This is a genomic window from Rummeliibacillus sp. NPDC094406 (assembly GCF_044763875.1).
In the GTDB taxonomy this organism is placed as follows: domain Bacteria; phylum Bacillota; class Bacilli; order Bacillales_A; family Planococcaceae; genus Rummeliibacillus.
This window is the reverse complement of sequence record NZ_JBIWGZ010000008.1, coordinates 92391-113647: the sequence shown is the minus strand read 5'-3', so window position 1 is coordinate 113647 and position 21257 is coordinate 92391. Positions and strand designations below refer to the sequence as shown.

Annotated in this window: 15 protein-coding genes; 13 read left to right on the top strand and 2 right to left on the bottom strand. The window is 34.6% G+C overall.

Going from position 1 to position 21257, the window contains the following annotated elements; all coding sequences use genetic code 11:
* The first annotated feature begins 45 nt into the window (after positions 1-45).
* The 9 genes from ACIQ4I_RS18180 (at position 46) to ACIQ4I_RS18140 (ending at position 11180) form a co-directional block, all read left to right on the top strand.
* Positions 46-588, top strand: a complete 543-nt coding sequence (locus ACIQ4I_RS18180; protein WP_403098568.1) for a DUF1697 domain-containing protein — start codon at positions 46-48, stop codon at positions 586-588.
* Positions 589-764: 176 nt separating this feature from the next.
* Positions 765-1865: an NADH-dependent flavin oxidoreductase gene (locus tag ACIQ4I_RS18175; protein ID WP_403098566.1), complete on the top strand. Its 1101-nt coding sequence runs from the start codon at positions 765-767 to the stop codon at positions 1863-1865.
* 255 nt (positions 1866-2120) lie between these two features.
* Positions 2121-3512 carry a S1C family serine protease gene (locus ACIQ4I_RS18170; protein WP_403098563.1) on the top strand — a complete coding sequence of 464 codons (1392 nt, stop codon included), beginning with the start codon at positions 2121-2123 and terminating at the stop codon, positions 3510-3512.
* 91 nt (positions 3513-3603) lie between these two features.
* Positions 3604-3759 (top strand): DUF1540 domain-containing protein, encoded by a 156-nt coding sequence (locus ACIQ4I_RS18165; protein ID WP_102694445.1) that lies wholly within the window; start codon positions 3604-3606, stop codon positions 3757-3759.
* Positions 3760-4658: 899 nt separating this feature from the next.
* The gene (locus ACIQ4I_RS18160; protein WP_403098561.1) at positions 4659-6191 is read left to right on the top strand and encodes an NADH dehydrogenase subunit 5; all 1533 of its coding nucleotides are present in this window, start codon (positions 4659-4661) and stop codon (positions 6189-6191) included.
* A complete protein-coding gene (locus ACIQ4I_RS18155) occupies positions 6188-8800 on the top strand; it encodes a DUF2309 domain-containing protein (protein ID WP_403098559.1) in 2613 nt (870 codons plus the stop codon). Before ACIQ4I_RS18160 ends, ACIQ4I_RS18155 begins: the two co-directional genes overlap by 4 nt.
* A 92-nt stretch (positions 8801-8892) precedes the next feature.
* Positions 8893-9255, top strand: coding sequence for a Na-translocating system protein MpsC family protein (locus ACIQ4I_RS18150; protein WP_403098556.1), 363 nt, complete (start codon positions 8893-8895; stop codon positions 9253-9255).
* A 347-nt stretch (positions 9256-9602) separates the two neighbouring features.
* Entirely contained in the window at positions 9603-10118 is a 516-nt protein-coding gene (locus ACIQ4I_RS18145; protein WP_403098554.1) for a carbonic anhydrase, read from the top strand.
* A gap of 672 nt (positions 10119-10790) precedes the next feature.
* Entirely contained in the window at positions 10791-11180 is a 390-nt protein-coding gene (locus ACIQ4I_RS18140) for an iron chaperone (RefSeq protein ID WP_403098552.1), read from the top strand.
* Positions 11181-11254: 74 nt separating this feature from the next.
* On the opposite strand, the gene ACIQ4I_RS18135 is transcribed toward ACIQ4I_RS18140, so the two are convergent.
* Positions 11255-12250 carry a M23 family metallopeptidase gene (locus ACIQ4I_RS18135; protein ID WP_403098550.1) on the bottom strand — a complete coding sequence of 332 codons (996 nt, stop codon included), beginning with the start codon at positions 12248-12250 and terminating at the stop codon, positions 11255-11257.
* Between the two features lie 364 nt (positions 12251-12614).
* Here ACIQ4I_RS18135 and ACIQ4I_RS18130 point away from each other — a divergent pair, with 364 nt between their 5' ends.
* The 4 genes from ACIQ4I_RS18130 (at position 12615) to ACIQ4I_RS18115 (ending at position 20653) form a co-directional block, all read left to right on the top strand.
* Complete coding sequence (locus ACIQ4I_RS18130; protein ID WP_403098698.1) at positions 12615-14510, top strand: PrkA family serine protein kinase; 1896 nt, start codon at positions 12615-12617, stop codon at positions 14508-14510.
* A gap of 196 nt (positions 14511-14706) precedes the next feature.
* Positions 14707-15870 (top strand): sporulation protein YhbH, encoded by a 1164-nt coding sequence (yhbH, locus tag ACIQ4I_RS18125; RefSeq protein ID WP_403098547.1) that lies wholly within the window; start codon positions 14707-14709, stop codon positions 15868-15870.
* 54 nt (positions 15871-15924) lie between these two features.
* Positions 15925-17325: a SpoVR family protein gene (locus tag ACIQ4I_RS18120; RefSeq protein ID WP_403098544.1), complete on the top strand. Its 1401-nt coding sequence runs from the start codon at positions 15925-15927 to the stop codon at positions 17323-17325.
* 352 nt (positions 17326-17677) lie between these two features.
* The gene (locus ACIQ4I_RS18115; protein ID WP_403098541.1) at positions 17678-20653 is read left to right on the top strand and encodes a S8 family serine peptidase; all 2976 of its coding nucleotides are present in this window, start codon (positions 17678-17680) and stop codon (positions 20651-20653) included.
* Between the two features lie 169 nt (positions 20654-20822).
* On the opposite strand, the gene ACIQ4I_RS18110 is transcribed toward ACIQ4I_RS18115, so the two are convergent.
* Positions 20823-21254, bottom strand: coding sequence for a PaaI family thioesterase (locus ACIQ4I_RS18110; RefSeq protein WP_403098539.1), 432 nt, complete (start codon positions 21252-21254; stop codon positions 20823-20825).
* Positions 21255-21257 lie beyond the last annotated feature (3 nt).

Sequence of the window (21257 nt, the reverse complement as noted above, 5' to 3'; positions counted from 1 at the left end):
ATATTAACCAAACTATAGAAATTAATAAATAAGGCAGGTGCTTGAATGACAATCTATATCGCATTATTAAGAGGAATTAATGTAGGTGGACATAATATTGTAAAGATGCAAGATTTGAGAGGCACGTTAGAAAATTTGGGTTTAGATCAAGTGAAAACATACATTCAAAGTGGGAACATTATCTTTCAGTCTGATGAAAATGTGGATCGATTACAAAATCAAATTGAACAAGAAATTAATAATAAATTTGGCTTTTTTGTACCTGTGATTTTACGAACAGAGCTAGAATGGGGAGCAATGATTAATAATTGTCCTTATCCACTAAATTCATTAGTAGAAGGAGAGAGTGTACACGTAGCATTGTTGGAAAAAGAACCTACAAAGGAAAGTGTCAATTATTTACTTGAGTTTAAAAGCGAAAATGAAGAATGTTACATACAGGGTAAGGAAGTTTATCTTTTTCTACGACAAAGTTTTAGAAATTCTAAGATACCAAATCATATTCAAAAATTAGGTGTTCCAATAACAATAAGAAATTGGAAAACAATTATGAAGCTCAGTGATATGGTGACAGCATTAAGTAATTAATATAATTGGATATTATCTAATTAAAAGTGAACGATTAGTATTGAGAGATGATAATATGAAACTTGCTTTTTATTGTTGGATATCTGAATGATTCAATCCAATTCTTTGACACAAACATTTCAGAATAATACGATATAAGTAAAGAATTTCCAAGTAACAAACCAGGAGGCAGAAGAATGGCAAATTTGTTTGAGAACTATACATTACCAAACGGCTTATCAATACGAAATCGACTTGTGATGGCGCCGATGACTACTTATTCAGGTAATGAAGATGGTACGGTATCAGATGCAGAAGTAGAATATTATGCACGCCGTTCGAAAGGTGTCGGCGTGGTTGTGACTGCTTGTACACATGTGACAGAGAATGGGAAAGGTTTTCCTGGTCAGTTTGCAGGATACGCAGATCAATTTATACAAAGTTTAAAACGTGTAGCAGATGCAATTCATGAAGGTGGAGCAAAAGCGGTACTGCAAATTTATCATGGCGGTAGACGTAGCATTCCTGAAGAAGTACCGAATGGTGAAATTGTCAGTGCTAGTGATGTAGCTTTTCCAGGAAATGCAACACCTCGTCCTTTAACAATAGAAGAAATTAAAGGAATCATCAAAGCGTATGGTGAAACAACGCGTCGTGCGATTGAAGCTGGATATGATGGAGTTGAAATTCATGGTGCGAATACGTATTTACTTCAACAATTTTTCTCAGGGTATACAAATCGACGTACAGATGAATATGGTGGTTCAATTGAAAATCGTATGCGATTCCCATTAGAGCTTGTGGATGAAGTAAAAAATGTTGTTGCAAAACATGCAACAAAACCATTTATCATAGGCTATCGTTTTTCCCCTGAAGAGGAAGAAGAAACAGGGATTACTATGGATCAAACTGTGCAACTTATTGATGCACTTGCCGATAAGGGGTTAACCTATTTACACGTATCCCAAGGAGACTTCTATACAAAGCCTCATCGTTTCAGCGGGGACAAAAACAAGACACGTGTTGAAATTTTATTGGATACAATCCAAGGACGTACGCCATTAATCGGTGTTGGCTCTATTTATTCATTAGAAGATGCTGAAAAGGCTAGCCAATCAGGGGTCGATTTACTTGCATTAGGTCGCGAACTTTTAATTGAACCAAATTGGGTACAAAAAGCTGAAGCAGGAGATCTTAATATCCCTACAAAGATGGATAAGTCAAAACAAAAAGAACTTGTTATTCCAGATCCAATGTGGCAGATGTTACATAGACCAGGATGGATTCCAGGTATGTAAAAAAGAATAAAATATAATATTTTGAAAAAAATGGAGAATATAAGAGGGTTTTTCAAAATAATAGACGAAAGGGTCATAGATAGAAAATCTATGACCCCTTTTTAATTAAAAATATTTGCAACGTCCAAATTGTACAGGTTTTCGGTCATCAAGGAGATAGTAAGTACATAAATTAGCTCAGTGACTAATTGACCTTATAGAAGGGGAACTAGAAACAAAGCAAAAATAATTTATAGATGGGAAGGAATTCGTGAAATGAAAAAACTTTTATTACCCTTGTTAGCAAGTATTCTATTTCTTACATTAACTTTTACAACAGTTGCTAATGAAGCAGTACAAGCAAAAACTATGTGGGGAAAAATAGAATTTAAAAAAGGAATGATTGGGAAAGTAAAGATCACCCAAAATACCAATCAATATAGTATTAGTAATAACAAACTAAAGAAAGGCCCAAGTATTAAAAAGGGAAAAGAATATGGAGTATATTCTTACTCAAAAAATTATGGTGGGGTATATAAAATTGGAAGCAATAAGTATGTAAAAAAGAGCAATTCAATTAAGTATTACATGGCCTCTCAAAAACTAATTAATGATGTAAAGACAGATAAAGGGGATTTAAGTACATCTGAAATTGCGAAATTAAACGATGATAAAGTCGTTTTAATTGAAGTTAATGTTCGGAATGGAAAATCTCAAGGAAGCGGTGTTATTGTTGGTAATGGTTTAATATTAACAAATGAACATGTTGTAAATGGTATGAGGAGTGGAACAATTACCCTTAATAATGGCAAAAAATATAAAATAAAGGGCGTAGTAGTAAGTGATAAAACGAAAGATTTAGCTTTGGTAAAAACGAATGACAAGATAACGGGTATTAATCCTGTAAAAATTGGATCGTACAAAAGTTTAGCAAAGGGTCAAAAAATTGTTGCTATTGGAAGTCCCTTAGGATTACAAAATACTGTTTCTGAAGGAATTGTTAGTTCCTTTAGAGTGTCAAATGGTGTAAAACTAATTCAAATAAGTGCACCTATTGATCATGGAAGTTCTGGCGGAGGATTATTTAATAAAAAAGGTGAATTAGTAGGGATTACTTCGAGTGGCTACAATAGTAATGCTGATTTAAATTTTGCTGTAGCGATAGATGAAATGAGTAGTTGGAATAAGTATTTTAAAATGAAATATACTGACATTAAAGTTTTGCCTATAAACAATCCAACAAATAGTCCTATTTTAGGTGATATTGCATTAGGAATGACAAAAGCACAAGTCAAGAAATTAGAAACTGCCACACTCTACCAAGAAAAATCTGATAGTCTATCATACAAAGATAAATTGATATTTGAATATACAGCCAGTGTGATTTATGAATTTAAAGATGATAAATTAGTAGCTATCAATATTTACCATGATGTAGTAAATAATCAAGATGATTTAGATTTATTAGAGAAATATTTTTTGTTAATGTACGATAATATTGCAGCAGTATATGGAGAGGCTGATGGCTTAGATACAAATTGGTATGATGATGATGATGGCTACAGCATAAGTGCATTTTGGGATGAGGATAAAGAGGGAATCTTATTAACTTCTACAATCATGGAGGATTTCTCATCATTTGGAGGTATTCGCATCGCACTTAAATAAAAGCAAATATTTTACACTTTCTTTGCAGTAAAGAAGAAAGTATCAACTGAATTTATTCTGTCAATACTACCCATAAAGGAGGTGTAGTATTATGGCAAAGGATGTTCTTTGTGAAGTAAGTAACTGTACATTTTGGCAAAAAGGAAATCAATGTACTGCGCACGAAATTTATGTAGTCAGCAATAGGGGGACGCAAGCCTCTACTACTGAAGAAACAGATTGTAAAACATTTGAACCAAGAAAATAATGTTTCCATACATCTGGATAACCTGTTTTAGGTTATCCTTTTGTTATGTATAGTATTGATAATAATTATCATTTTCATACGGTTTTTTTACTTAAATAATATTATTGGCCCTGGAAGTAGCGTAAGCGAAGGTACTAAAAAGTAAAAAAAGATGAAAATTCATAATAATAATCTTGTATGGCTATCTTTGTGGTTGTGGAATTAGCGAAGACTCCTGCGACGAAGCTAGCGAAGCGATGCAGGAGCACCATGTTTTTGCTTCCGAGGAGGCTCAACGCTCGCCCGCGGAAAGCGAAGCTAATTCCACATCATGCAGAAAACAGATTAATACTATAAATATTTGTATTAAAACACTTTTACAGTATCCTCGGTCTGCGGAAGTGACGGATTCAACGGAACTGATGAAAGTGGATATATTCAAAGATATTAGCAGAATTTGGAGTTGAATCTCTGTATTATAACAAATCGTATTTTGATCAACTGTTTATTTAACAGCTTGACAGTAGCTTTCATAAACAGTAAAATAATTATCAAGAAATATTTTACTAGAGAATATTTATCAAATATAGAGTGCTTTAGCAAAGAGTTATATGTAATATGGTTATTTGAAAAAGTGTATCTATATACTAACATTACAGTAAATTTAAAATGCTTCCATGTTGTTAGGAAGCCTGTTATATAAAGAGGTAGACTATTTAAAACCCAAATGGGCTAGTTAAAAGTAAACCGATAATTTCCGAATTTTAATGGTAAAAAACCATTGAATTTAGAGATTATCGGTTTTTTGTTTTAATAATTAATTTTGATTTTAATAGAAAATTATTTTAAAGCTAATTATGTAGAATTAAATGATAAAGATTTGATTTTACCTTTCATTCATTTCATTGAGAGGATGTTGAATGTTGAATTTCATAGATTATTTTTCATGGTCGACAGTTTTTTTTATAGTATTAGGGGTTTCTGTATGTAGTGCTTTTTTGATGCTAATACCAAGAATTCCTGTAAATTATGTCCGTGTTCATATAGGAATCATTGCTTTACCCCCGATTGTTGCTTTATTAGGATTAGTTTCTAACAATGGGAGCGTGATTATAGGTCCTTGGCATTTTGATTCTTTATCGTGGCTATGGTCAACGTTTGTTTTAACAATTGGTTTAATTGTACAACGTTATTCAGTTCATTATTTACTTGGTGATCGCTCTTATCGAAAATATTTTGCACTTTTAACAGTTACTACGATTGCTGATTCACTTGCTTGGCTTAGTGATGATTTACGCCTGCTTTTAATCGGGTGGGGAGTTACACTTCTAGGATTAACACTGCTTATAGGTTTGAGAAAAGAATGGAAAGTGGCTCGCCATGCTTCTAAAATTTCCGGTCGTTATTTTGCAATCAGTTGGCTTATCTTGTTAATCGCAGTTGTATGGATTTTTCAAATTACAGGACAATGGCAACTATCTCAAGTAATTAGCGTGGACAACCTTGCAAAATTAAATACATGGGAGAAAACGTGTATTAATCTATTGTTGCTTTTATCAGTTATTATTCCAGCTGCACAATGGCCATTCCAACGTTGGTTGTTAGACTCAGTAGTTGCACCTACACCTATATCAGCAGTCATGCATGCAGGTATTGTTAATGCTGGTAGTATTATGCTAACTCGATTTGCTCCTCTTTATAATGGTGATGCAGTACAAGTTGTTCTACTTGTTTTATCTAGTGTATCTGTATTGGTTGGAACAGGAATAATGCTTGTTCAAGTTGACTACAAGCGTCAACTGGTAGGCTCTACAATTGCACAAATGGGTTTCATGTTAATCGAATGTGCGTTAGGAGCATATTTAGCAGCTATTACACACGCAGTGTTACATGGTCTGTTTAAATCTACACTATTCTTACAAGCAGGCTCTGCTGCTCAACAACATGAACCACTTTCTCATAAATCTCAACGCTCCTCATTCGTATGGATGGTCATTGGTGGAGGTTTAGGATTACTGTTAGGAATTGCCTTTTGGTTGACTTCTCCGGATGAAGGGTACCAACTGGTAAGTGCTTTGATCTTGGGATGGTCTGTTGCACTTGCTTGGACACAACTCGTTGCTTTCGGAGCTGGCCATATTGGACGTATTGCTGGAATTATATTTTTCGCAGGAGCAGCTATTGTGTTCCAAATGGTGCACACTGTATTTCATAAGCTATTGAATGATGAAATCCCAAGTGGAATTCAACAATCTATTTCAATGGGTATTTTACTGTTAGTGATATTATTGGTTGCTAGTGTAATTGGAACATGGTTAATTCGTAAAAATTCACAAGCTTCATTGGCTGTCTATCTATGGTTCATTCAATTAGGTGAACCAAAAAGAAGTTTAGTAGAAAGCCATCCAAAGTATCTGACACAATTGTTATCTCGAGGGGGCAATGTACATTGAGTACAGCATTCACGTTAAACTTTGAAAAAGAATCTGATAACCTTAGTTTTAATATTAATGATTTGGTGAAATCAGCAAGTGAGGTCATAGTACCACTTGGACACATAAACTCATTTGCAGCTCGTAGTCCTTGGGCAGGATTGGAACATCAAACATTTGAACAAGTAGCACGTCGATTAAAAGATACTTGTGATGTAGATATATATCCGAATAATACAATATTAAAATCTGCAAATAAAAAAGGTGAGGTTAATAAAAAATTTTTAGAAGAAGGAATGACAAAATGGCTTGATATACAAGATTTGGATCTACCAAGAAATGTAGCTGAGCAGTTTTGTCGTAATGCCCTTGAGCTGGATCAACAATCTTTTGATACTTCAGAAGGACTTGAATTAAAACAACTAGCTAAAAAACTAAGTCATTATAAGCCAGAAATCCCTAAGAATTATACAATTCTCACATACAGTCAACGTATTGAACAAATGGGAAAAGAGAATATTTCCGAGGAGTTAAATCTTCATATCATTAAATGGTGTAAATTGTACTTAGATGAGTCACAAGCAGTTTGGTCAATGCCTAATCGTGAAGAAGGACTCTATCTGGCATGGAAGGCAATGATTCAATATGATCTAGCACTGAACCATAACATACGTAAACTACTAAAATTACTACCAGAAGATGCGGAACATGCTTTATCAGAGGCATTGATAGAATTAGAAATACCTAAATCTAAATTACAAGATTATCTTGAAGCACATTTACTCGCATTACCAGGTTGGGCGGGAATGATGCTTTGGCGCTCACAACAAGCTACACAAGAAGACAAACTACTTTTAGAATATTTAGCAGTTCGAATTTCTTTAGAGTGTGCTCTAGTCAAATCATATCTTCCATTACCTGACCCAAAAGTAGAGGAGCAGGTGCTAATTGAACCGCTATTATTATGTTGGACCCAATGGGGGAATATGTCGATTAGTGATTGGGCAAAGCTCTCTTCAACAGAAGCAAAAGCACGTTTGTTACTGGCTGATCGTTTTGATCAATTTGTTCGTAATCGTCTTTGGTTAGAAGCATGGGAAAAAACATATGAAGTTCAGTTAAGAGAGATGATTACATCAAAACAGCTCATATCAACTCAACAAACAAAGTCTGTAATGGCGCAATTTGCCTTTTGTATTGATGTACGTTCAGAACCTTTTCGTCGCCAATTAGAAAAAGTGGGTCCTTTCGAAACATTTGGAACGGCTGGCTTTTTTGGATTGCCGATAGAAACAACGGAGCTTGGCAGTGCGCACAGCCATGAATCCTTACCTACAATGTTCAAGCCTGAATACAAAGTAATTGAGGCATCATCTGATGCGGACTTGAAACAATATAAGCAACGTGAAAACACCGCTAATTCATTAAGTCACACATTTAAGACGATGAAACATAACATGCTTTCAAACTTGTTACTACCGGAAATTAGCGGTCCTTGGCTTAGTTTGCAAACTTTAGCTCGTAGCTTTGTGCCACAAAAAGCAGGTTATGCTATGCGTAAAATGCGAAAAAAATGGCTACACAAACCGTCTACCAAACTTTCACTTGATCATTTACACATACTCGATTCAGAGTTACCAGTAGGTTTTTCTGAAAAAGAGCAAGTGTTTTATGCTCGACAAGCGTTGAAAATGATGGGGCTAACAGATCATTTTGCTCCATTGGTTGTTATTTGTGGTCATGGCAGTCACAGTACGAACAATCCGTATTCATCAGCGTTAGATTGTGGTGCATGCGGAGGGGCCTCTAGTAGATTTAATGCACGAGTGTTGGCAACTTTGTGCAACCTTCCAAAATTAAGAGAAGCGTTAGAAAAAGAAGGAATTGTCATACCGAAAGAAACCGTATTTGTGGCTGCTGAGCATATCACAACATTGGATGAGCTTCGGTTCCTATATGTTCCTGAACTTTCGGAAGAAGCACAGGAATCATTTGATTGTATACAATCAAAATTATCAAAAGTTCGTGATGAAGCAAATGCAGAACGAATTGTACAGTTACCAACTTTAGACTGCCATTATAAAAATCCAAAAGGTGAAGTTCAACGTTTTGCAGAGGATTGGAGTGAAGTGCGTCCAGAATGGGGGTTGGCTCGTAATGCGACATTTATCATTGGTGAACGTAAGCTTACTGAAGAGTGTAATTTAGAAGGTCGAGCATTTCTCCATAACTATCAGTGGAAGAATGATATTAATGGTGATATACTTGCCAAAATTATTGCTGGACCAGCTAAGGTTGCTCAATGGATTAACCTCCAATATTATGCATCTACCGTAGCACCACATTATTATGGTAGTGGAAATAAAACTACTCAAACGATAACAGCTGGGATTGGTGTCATGCAGGGAAACGCTAGTGATTTATTGTCCGGACTTCCGTGGCAGTCTGTTATGCAATCAGATCAAGAGGCTTACCATGAACCATTGCGCTTATTAGTAGTGATTCAAGCTCCAAGTAAGTATATTGAACGGCTATTGGACCGTAATCCAGTATTTCGTCAAAAAGTACAACATGGTTGGATTCGATTAGCGTCGATTGATCCTGAGGGACAGTGGAAAAGCTGGTCTTAACCATTCCAGTTTGGTGATAACATATTATTTAATATTAAATAAAGGAATTAGTATTTATTCGCATAAGAAACAATTAATAGGGGATAGGAATTATGGATAAAACAAAAGGCAATATTGAATCAGAAATAAGTAAAGCTTTAACTCATTGGGAGAAGAGCTATCTTGGACGTGGCTCGGTTTCAGTAAAATCGGACATCTTACGCGATATGATTATCGTAGTATTGCGCGGGATATTAACGCCAGCTGAATATTCAGTCTGTAAAAATAATGAGGGACTGTTGTCAGTAAAAGAGCATCGGAATAGTTTGGTGGAATCGGGTTTAGATGAACTAAAGAAAATTATTCTAGAATTAACAGGTGAAGAAGTAGTAAGTTTTCATACCGATCTTAGTACGCAAACAGGAGAACGAGTTATACTTTTTAAACTTTCAAGTGATTTACAAAGCAAATTATGATAAAAAAATGGATATACTCAAAACATTATTATTTCGCTTTATGAATCAATTTCATAATGCAAAATTCATACAAAATATACGAACATTTAAGGATATGATATCCAATTTTGTTCACTGTGGAGCGAAAGACGGCGACTCCTACGGGAATAGCTTGAGCTGAAAGCCCCGCAGGAACGCAGTGACGAGGAGATTGAAGCCAAGCCCGTGGAAAGCGCCGACTGTAGCGGAGCATCTAAATTTGAATATTGAATAGTTAATATGTTGAAATGTTCATATTTATAAAACGAAAATGGATGTATGAAATTGATTAGTATAAGCAAATTAAAGAAATTAATGGGGTGGATTTGATGCATATAAACGGAAAGAAAAAAATACTATTCGTGATGGGGGAAGGGCACGAACTAGAAGAAATACTAAGTCAGATGTATCGTATTAATCGGGAGAACATCATAATTTTACAAAGTCATGGACAAGGAATTTTGCAACCCTTCGACGATTTTATGAGAGAAATTATTCTTGCAGTTTATCAGGAAAATATTGAGGAAATATTTGTGATTGATACAAAAATAGATCAAAAAAATTCAAGGGATCTATTTTGCAAAATATATGAAAATAAAGAATTACAGGAGAAAATACAAATAGTAGATTATCTATTGAAAAATTGCACACCAGAATTCCCTGAGAGTAGTATCCATGAATGGTTAGAGGGTGTCAACACTGTAACTACTGGTGTACAGAAGAATGCCGAAATCATCCGAAATCATCCTTTGATGCCTCCAAATGTAAAGATAACAGAATTATTTATTGATAAGGAGAACGGAAGATTAACAGATGTTGATGTTCCTGAGAAGATATTACTTTAAATAAATAATCATTCATTAGCATACGCATACTTTTTTACAGAAATAGAAAAACTCACTACTAATTTAGTGATAAAAGGTTCATTATTTGTTTCTCTATATTATTAAAAATAGACAAACCCATTAAAGAGCTTGTCTAAAAAAAACTTATGCTATCTGTTGGAATCTGATAGTTTGGGTTTCGATTGGGTCCAACCGCTACCTTCTCCTGCGTTTAGATTTATGTCTGTATTCCAACCCCATTCCCTCAACTACTATGATATTTCCAAGTCGTCTAAAGTTAAAAGTAATTTGTGTAAATCGATAATACAATCTTCAACATGATAGCAGCAATCAAAGTGGAGACTGTAAATGATAGAAGTGACTTTATTTCTGAAGTCTACTATTTCTATGTTACTTGTAAGATTTTGCTCTAAATGATTCATTTTTTAACTTCCTTTCAATATTATCTTTTTACTAGTATGTCTAATGAATCTTAGATTTATTCTAGTTAATTGAAATATGTAATGGACAAATTATTAGAATCTGAAAAATACAAAGCGAGACGTAATTTTTTTCTTTGTTAACTATTCAATTCTCCCAGACCTAAAGCTAAATATATATAGATTTAGTATGTAGGCGAAAGCAAAATGAAGGGATATACTATTTAAAATGAAAATAACTTGAGGAGAAAATATGAAAAAAAACAAAGTCACTTTTAATACGATCGATGAATATATTGCACAATTCCCTTCTGAGGTTCAGGTCAGACTACAAAAGTTAAGAGAAGTAATAATAGAGGCTGCACCAGGAGTAGAAGAAAGAATCAGCTATCAAATGCCAGCATTCGTACTAAAAGGAAACTTGGTCTATTTTGCAGCCTATAAAAATCATATTGGATTTTATCCAACTTCAAGTGGCATTCAGGCATTTCAGGATGAATTGTCGCAGTATAAGGGAGGCAAAGGGACAGTTCAATTTCCTATAGATGAGCCATTGCCTCTTGATATAATAAGTAGGATTGTTAAATTTAGAGTTGACTATAATATAAAAAAAGCAGCGGATAAAGGAAAAAAGAAAAACTAATTTTTATTCAAATGATTAATTCAAGCAATCAAATCAGAAAAACCAGTCCCTTCAAAAAGGTACTGGTTTTTCATTTATTTTTTTATTTCTTTTGTTTGGCGTTCCCAAAGTAGGAGTGATGGGTAAGGGTCAAATGCCCATTCTGTTCGTCCATTGAATTTATAAATACCATAATGGAGATGGGGTGGGAATTTGCCGGATGTTCCTTCTTTCCCATATCCAGAACTACCAACAAACCCTATTACTTTACCCGGTTCCACAACATCACCAACATTAATGTCCTTACTAAAAGAAGAAAGATGGGCGTAATAATGGTATGAATTATTCTGATCTCTTATGCCTATGCGCCAGCCACCGAACCGATTCCAACCTTTTATCTCGACTACCCCATAGGATGCTGAAAGGACAGGTGTCCCGTAGCTAGCAAATAGATCTGTTCCTTCATGAATTCTTCTGCCGCCCCAGCCCCTATTGTCCCCCCATGTACTTCTATAGCTGTAATCGTAGCGTAAAGGTAAAGGAAACATATGTGTATTAAGATCTGTTGTGTTGAAATGTTTATAAAGAGTAGAAATAGTCATGATTTGATTGACCACTGGCTCGCTATTGTAATATTCCCATAAGGCTAACTTAAAATCATTTTCAGTTGGACCAAATCGGCTAAGATAACTTGCCATTGTATACATTATATCCTCGTCATCCTCTGAATTGGCGATCCCATCTTTGTCTCCATCAAGACCCATACCGCCAAAATAGTCTATTGTTGAAGGTGTTGTATCCTGACTGTAAGGATTTACTGCCCCAGCCCAAAATTCATCAGAGAACTTGATGGCAATAACGCTATCACGCTTCGGGATGTCTTTACGAACTGATTGTATATTGCGTTCATATTGATCGATTGCTGCCAAAAAATACCAAGGAACAAGTAAATCTTCATATTGTACATAATAGGACATACGCTGCTTCAGAATCTCATCCCTAGAGGGAGCTTCCTTTGCAGATGTAGCAGTTGAAAATATCGTACTACAGAATATGGTAATTGCAAATAAGGAAATAAAATAACGCACCAATTAAAAAAATCCTCCTTTCTATCCTACATAGAATAACCGAATTTTAATATTCCATAAGTGCAGCTTACATAAAGTAAGTTTATTTGTTAATGCTAACGAAACAAATGACACATAAGCATTGATTGAAAAAACATATCTCTATAAACATTTCCTACTTAAATTGCGCAGCTAAAAATAATTTTATTCACTTAAATAATTTGAAGGTCTTTTAATAAAAAGTTTTTTCTACATAAATAACATGTCTAAATTGTAGCTATTGCTGATTTTATGTAGGAAGAATATTCGACAATGTAATAGTAGTGGTTATCAATAATTCTCTAACTTCATACTATGTTATAAAACAGGCCTGAATGGAGGGAAAACAATAGACATTTTAAATAAGTTTAAGAGTTACCGTGAAGAAGAAAACAGGCTTAAATGGGAAGGGACTTTTGCAGATTACTTAAGTATTGTGAAGGAAAGACCAGAAGTTGCTCAAACAGCCCATTCTCGGGTGTACAATATGATAAAAAGCTCTGGATTAGAAGAAAGAGACAATAAAAAACTGTACCACTTTTTTGGGCGAGAAATTTTTGGTCTTGAAACAGCCATTGAAAGACTGGTGGAAGAATATTTTCACCCTGCAGCAAGAAGACTAGATGTTCGTAAGCGGATCTTATTATTGATGGGACCTGTGAGTGGGGGGAAATCGACCATTGTGACATTACTGAAACGAGGTCTTGAGCAATATTCGAGAACCGAAGAAGGTGCAGTATATGCCATAAAAGGTTGCCCAATGCATGAGGATCCACTCCATCTAATCCCACATCATCTCCGTAATGATTTTTTTGAAGAATATGGTATACGAGTAGAGGGTAATTTATCTCCTTTAAACACCATGCGACTTGAACAAGAATATTATGGACACATTGAAAATGTAATGGTTGAGCGTATTTTCTTCTCAGAAGATAAACGTGTTGGAATCGGTACATTTACTCCATCTGATCCGAAATCACAGGATATTGCGGATTTAACGGGTAGTATCGATTTTTCTACTATTGCAGAATACGGTTCTGAATCAGACCCACGTGCTTACCGTTTTGATGGAGAGCTAAACAAAGCAAATAGAGGTATGATGGAATTTCAGGAGATGCTTAAACTAGACGAGAAATTTCTATGGAACCTCTTGTCATTAACGCAAGAAGGAAACTTTAAGGCAGGTAGATTTGCGTTAATTAGTGCAGATGAGTTAATTGTTGCTCATACGAACGAAACGGAATATCGATCCTTTATTTCAAATAAAAAGAATGAAGCACTTCACTCAAGAATTATCGTCATGCCAATTCCTTATAATTTAAAAGTAAGTCAGGAAGAACGAATTTACGAAAAAATGATAAATGAAAGTGACATGTCACATATTCATATTGCACCACATGCATTAAAAGCTGCAGCAATCTTCTCCGTTTTAACAAGGCTTGAAATACCGAAAAAACAAGGAATTGATTTAGTAAAGAAAATGCGTCTTTATGACGGGGAAAGTGTAGAAGGATTTAATTCAGTTGATGTGGAAGACTTGAAAAAAGAATATCCAAACGAAGGCATGAATGGTATCGATCCTCGTTATATAATTAACCGAATTTCTTCAGCTATTATTCGCAAGAAAGTACCGTCTATTAATGCATTAGACGTGTTACTTGCTCTTAAAGACGGACTCGATCAACATGCTTCAATCAGTCAGGAAGATAAAGAAAAATATATGAATTATATCGCAGTGGCAAGAAGAGAGTACGATGAAATTGCGAAAAACGAAGTGCAAAAAGCATTTGTGTATTCGTATGAAGAGTCTGCGAAAACGCTAATGAATAATTATCTCGATAATGTAGAAGCTTTTTGCAATAAAAACAAACTACGAGATCCGCTTACTGGGGAAGAGATGAATCCAGATGAAAAACTAATGCGGTCTATAGAAGAACAAATTGGTATTTCTGAAAATGCAAAAAAAGCGTTCCGTGAAGAAATATTAATCCGCATATCTGCTTATGCACGAAAAGGAAAACGCTTTGAATATAATTCTCATGAAAGATTACGAGAAGCCATTCAAAAGAAATTGTTTGCAGATTTAAAAGATATCGTGAAAATAACAACGTCTTCTAAAACGCCAGATGAATCTCAACTTAAGAAGATTAACGAAGTTGTTGCAACATTGATAGACGAACATGGTTATAACTCAACTTCTGCAAATGAATTGTTACAATACGTAGGTAGTTTATTGAATCGTTAAGACTCGGAAATAGGAGTGTCCAAATAATTTTCAGGACACTCCATTTTTATATCTCTAAAAAGTTAAATTATCGTAAAAGTTAGCATAGTATAAAGAAAGAGATTTTTTTCCACTACAAAGCTTTACATAATGTGGGCTCTTAATGAATTGATACTCGTGTTTAAAACTTTTTAATAATAGATGGGTGAGGATAAAAATGACTGAAAATTCGAATAAACGTTTTGTCATCTCTCAGGAAAATTGGTCTCTCCATCGTAAAGGACACCAAGATCAACAACGTCATATGGAAAAAGTAAAGGAAGCTATCCAAAATAATTTACCAGATCTAGTAAGTGAAGAGAGCATCATTATGTCAAACGGTCGAGATGTTATTAAAATTCCTATTCGTTCTCTAGATGAGTATAAAATTCGATACAACTATGGAAAATCAAAGCATGTTGGTCAAGGAAAAGGTGACAGTAAGGTAGGCGATGTAGTAGCCCGCGATTCAAGTGGGGAAAGCAAAGGTCCTGGGAAAGGGAAAGAGGCAGGGGACACGGCTGGTGAAGATTATTATGAGGCAGAAGTAAGTATTGAAGAAATCCAGAATGTTTTATTTAAAGAGTTAGAGCTACCTAATTTGCAAGAGAAAGACATGGCCGATATTACGACAGAAAAGATTGAATTTAATGATATCCGAAAAAAAGGGCTTATGGGCAATATCGATAAAAAGAGAACAATTTTAAATGCTATTAAACGTAATGCTATGAAAGGGAAGGCAGAGATTGCCCCTATTCACAATGATGATTTACGATTTAAAACATGGGATGAAGTTGTAAAACCTGAATCGAAAGCAGTTGTCCTTGCAATGATGGATACGAGTGGCTCGATGGGAAGTTTTGAAAAATATTGTGCGCGAAGTTTTTTCTTCTGGATGACAAGGTTTTTACGCTCTAAGTATGAAACTGTGGAAATTGAATTTATCGCTCATCATACGATCGCAAAAGTCGTGACAGAGGAAGAATTTTTCACAAAGGGAGAAAGTGGCGGTACGATTTGTTCTTCCGCTTATTTAAAATCATTGGAACTTATTAATCAGAAATATAATCCTGCGCGATATAATATCTATCCTGTTCATTTTTCTGATGGAGAAAATATGTCAACAGATAATGAATCTTGCGTTAGATTGATTCAGGAATTAATGAAAGTTTCAAGCATGTTTGGTTACGGTGAAGTAAATCAACATAATCGGTTTTCGACCTTAATGTATAACTATAAAAAAATAGAGAATCAAAAGTTTCGACACTATGTTTTGAAAACAAAAAATGATGTTTATGAAGCATTAAAATGCTTTTTCCAAAAAGAGCAGCCTGAAGAGTGAACTAGATGGTAAAAAGTTTCATTTCCTAATAATATGCGCGGAGGGATTCTATAGATGGAAAAGGAGCTTCATCAGGCGATTGATGAAATTACGGAAATTGCGATAGGGTTTGGTTTGGATTTTTATCCAATGCGCTATGAGATTTGTCCAGCAGATATAATATATACATTTGGAGCATATGGCATGCCAACTCGTTTTTCCCATTGGAGCTTCGGCAAACAGTTCCATAAAATGAAGTTGCAATACGATTTAGGTTTAAGCCAAATTTATGAACTTGTGATTAATTCTAATCCTTGTTATGCGTTTTTACTTGATACAAATTCATTAACTCAAAATAAGCTGATTATTGCTCACGTTTTAGCACACTGTGACTTTTTCAAAAACAATGTTCGCTTCACGAATACTAGAAGAGACATGGTAGAGAGCATGACAGCAACTGCTGAGCGTATTTCCCATTATGAAATGCTCTATGGAAAAGAAGAGGTAGAACAGTTTCTAGATGCGATCTTAGCAATTCAAGAACATATTGATCCCTCTATCTTGCGTCCAAAGATATTAAAGAGCGATTATGATGACGAAGATGAAGAAATGATTGCATCAAAAACACCATACGATGATCTTTGGAATTTAGATCAACCAAATAAAGAACATAATACAATACGCTATAAAAAGAAAAAATTTCCACCAAAGCCTGAAAAGGATTTGTTACTATTCATCGAGATGTATAGTCGTGAGCTGGAAGAGTGGCAACGAGATATATTGACAATGATGCGAGAAGAAATGCTTTATTTTTGGCCACAACTAGAAACCAAAATTATGAATGAAGGCTGGGCTTCGTACTGGCATCAACGTATCATGAGAGAACTAAATTTAACAACGACTGAAACGATTGATTATGCGAAGTTAAATGCGGGCGTTGTTCAGCCGTCTAAAACTTCGATTAATCCATATTACTTAGGCATAAAAATTTATGAAGATATTGAAAAGCGATATGACAATCCAACAGAAGAAATGAAGAGATTAGGCGTTAAACCGAATTCTGGTCGTGAGAAAATGTTTGAGGTAAGAGAAGTAGAATCGGATATGTCCTTTATCCGAAACTATTTGACCAAAGACTTGGTAAAACAAGAAGACCTTTATTTATTTGAGAAAAAGGGATCTGACTATCGAATTACAGACAAAGATTATGAAGCGGTACGAGATCAACTTGTATCGATGAGAGTAAATGGTGGATTCCCTTACATTGTTGTGGAAAACGGTGACTATTTACGAAATGGCGAATTATATTTAGTACACGGCTATGAAGGAATGGAACTTGATCCTCGCTATTTAGAACAGGTTCTACCGTATATCTATCAATTGTGGGGACGTCCTGTTCATGTTAGAACGGTTGTGGAAGATAAATTTGTTCTCTATTCGTATGACGGTAAAAAGAATTCTAAGAAATTTTTATAAAGGTAAATATGAAAAAGTTAGCCCATGAATGGTTGAATTCATGGGTTTTGTTGTGGAATGAAATAAATTTAATGATTTATTCTCGTTTCATGGGATAGAAAATCAGTGAGTAGTGCCGATTCTCGTACGTGTAGTGCTAAATGGGTCTATTATTTGGGGTCCTATCTAATTAGGGTATATGTAATAGGTAATAAGTTTTGGTATTTTCTAAATTATGTATTATGTTTAAATAGCACCTAAGAAAATAGTTTAATTTATAGAATTAAAAAAATATTGTTTTGAAGTATTCGATAATTATAGATATTATAAATGAGGAAGTTTTTTCCTTAAAAATTATATAGGGGGCAATTATGTGAAGATTAACAAATTAGGTAAATTAACAAGCTGGTTACTTATTTTTGCTTTGATATTTGGATTCATAATTCCGCAAACATCTCATGCAGAAACAATTCCAGCGACCGGGGTTGGTGAGGCAACTACTATTACGGATGGGAAAGTAATTGATAGTGCTTTTGAACAGCCTGGTGTTAAATGGTATAAAATCACTCCAACTAAAGATGAAATCACTAAATATTCTCATCTAAAAATAGAAATAAACAGTGATCAAGTAGTGAATGTATCTGTCTACTCTAGTAAAGAAAATGCAGAGAAAGATCAAACTTTTGAACAATATTCTGCAGGAACAATTCCTGGTACACCAGCAATCATTCAATTTCCATATGCTTGGGACAATACTTACTACATAAAGGTTGAGTATTACGGTCTAATAGAAAATCCAGATGGAACAGTAAATCCAGATGCCTCACTAGAAGGGGCTGATTTTGGAAATGCTAGTTATACCTTAAAAACAAGCTCTGTAAAATTACCACCAAGTACAGAGGACTCAGCAGGAGCATCATGTCCAGTTGAATCTAGTGTAAACGGTAAAAGTAGTGCAAAGGAAATGTTAAAGGATCTTCGTTTATTCCGTGATGGAATCCTTTCAAAAACGGAACAAGGTCGTCAATTATCATCCTTGTACTATAAATCAGCACCATTCCTTATTATGAAGTTAGCATTCAATAAAAATATGCAAGAAGATATTTATGATAATTTAGTTGTTCTTCAACCATTGATTAATGATCTAAACATAAATGGGGCAAGTAGCTCTCGTGTAATTAGTAAAAGCGAAGCTAAAGCTATTAATGCACTATATAAAATCGCAAATGATGCAGTGCCAACTAAATTAAAAACAGAAATGGAAAGTCTATCGAAAAAAGCAAACCTTACAAACCTTGCAGGTGAAAGTGTAGTAGACGTTGCTAATCGATTAGGCATTAAATTACCTCAAACTTCTAGTGGTAAATATATTGTGAAGTTAAAAGATGGTAAAACATTAAGTTCTGTTCAATCAAAAATCAAAGGAAGTAGCACGTTATCAACTTTATCAGTTGTAGATAAACAAGATGAACTTTTTGATAATATGTATGTTGTTAAGTTGAACAACCAAAAATCAGGATTGAGTGCTAAGGCACAAGCAACTTCACTTCTAACTACTGTTTCACAAGTGAAGAAACTTCCTGAGGTTGAATTTGTTGAACCTGTCCAAACATACCACGCTCTTTCAAATGATATTCAATCATTCTATCAATGGTCTTTGAAAAACTCTGGTGGAGATGAAGGCTTAAAAGGTGCGGATATCCGTAACGATAAGCTACAAAGTCTACTAAGTAAACAAAATGTAAAAGACACAGTGATTGCAGTTGTCGATACAGGTGTTGACTATACACTTGCTGATTTAAAAAATCGTGTACGTACTGATATCGGTAAAAACTTTGTAGACAAAGATCAGCCTCCATTAGATGATAATGGACATGGTACGCATGTTTCAGGAATTATTGCAGCAGAATCTAACAATGGCTATTCCATGGAAGGAATTGATCAAAAGGCAAAGATTATGCCTGTTAAAGTTCTGGATGCAAGTGGCTCAGGAGATACAGAACAAATTGCCTATGGTATCAAATATGCTGTTGATCATGGAGCAAAAGTTATTAACTTAAGTCTAGGTGGAAAATATAGTCGAGTACTAGAATACGCTCTAAAATATGCTGCATCAAGAAATGTAGTTGTTGTAGCGGCTAGTGGAAATGATGGCCAATATGGAATCTCTTACCCAGGATCTTCACAATATGTTATTTCTGTAGGCGCAACGAATACTTTAGATATTGTCTCTGATTATTCAAACTATGGGGAGAAATTAGATTTAGTTGCACCTGGAACTAATATTCCTAGTATTGTACCTAATGGAAATGTAACTTATATGAGTGGAACATCAATGGCTACACCACATGTAGCTGCTGTAGCAGGGTTACTTTTATCAGAAAATCCAAAATTAAAAGTAGCAGATATTCGTAAAATTTTACACGAATCATCCGATAAAGTTGCATTTGAAGAGAAGGATAATAAAGACGAGAATAGTAGTATTCTTGATATGATTGGCAGTGGAGTCAGTGGTATGGATCCAGAAGATTTTGACCTTCCTATAGGTAGCGATCTTGTTTCTGGCTTTGGAAGATTAAATGCCTTTAGTGCAGTAAGTACTGCTGATTTAAAAGTGAAAGTAAACCCAATTACTGAGAAGAAAACTTCAGTAACAGGAAATGCGATAAAAGGTGCTAAAGTTGAAGTTAAAAAGGGATCAAAAGTAATTGGAAAAGCAACAGCTTCTTCAAAAGGAACTTTCTCAGTGAAAATTCCAGCACAGAAGATTAACCAAAAACTTCTAGTGACTATTTCGGATTCTACTGGTCTTGCAAAGTCAACACTTACTGTATACGTTGAAAAAGACAAGTCACCAGCAGCTCCTAAAGTAAATACAATTAGTAATAAAACGACTTATGTTACCGGAAAAACAAAGGCAAAACAAAATGTAGTGATTAAGAACGCTTCTAAAAAAGTCATTGCTCAAGGAAAAGTGAATAGCAAAGGTCAATTCAAAATTAAAATCAAGAAACAAAAAGCTGGTACTAAGCTATATATTACAAGCGTCGATTCAGCAAAACGTTCAAGTAAAGCTGTTAAAGTTGTCGTGAAAGATAAAATTGCACCTGCTTCACCAAAAGTAAATACAGTTACAAGTAATACAACAACTGTCAAAGGTAAAGCAGAAAAAGGCTCAACCATGACAGTAAAAGCAAAAAGTAAAACAATTGGAAAAGCAAAAGTAGATAATAAAGGCAATTTTGCAGTCAAAATTAATAAACAAAAAGCAGGAACTTCATTGTATGTAACAGCTAAAGATAAAGTTGGAAATACAAGTAAAGCTAAGAAGGTAATTGTGAAGGGATAATATTGGGTCACAGTTACAGAAAAAGTAATTAAAATCATTAGTTAAAAGTCTCTTATAATGTACAAGTATTGATGTAAAATTAAATCCTCAAAAAAATGAAATGAGCCTCGAAAAAAATCACTTTTTAAGTGACCACTATTCGAGGCTCATTTTTTTATGAAGTTTCATTTTATTCACTTAAAAAGTTTTGATTTTTTAAGTAAACCATAGCCTCCATCAAAGCGATTAAGTTTTCTTCATTATGTACTTGGATATTATACCAAGCAAGTTTTCTTGTTCGTTTGATCTCAGTTGCAGTAGCAACAAGTTTGGTATTTACATGTCCTGCAGCAAAATAATTAATGGAATTATTGACTCCAACAGCAACTTGTCCATAAGAATTACTAGCAGCAGCAAATGCAAAATCCGCAAGAGAGAAAATAACTCCACCATGTACACTTCCATGGGAGTTCAACATAGTTTCGGTAGCAAATAATTCAGCAGTAGCTGTTCCTTCATCCATTGAGGTCAGTTTAATTCCTAAGTAATTTGCAAATGGTTCATTTTTTAATACTTGAAAAGCAGATTGTGATTCAACCGTTTTGTTATATTGTTTTGACATGAT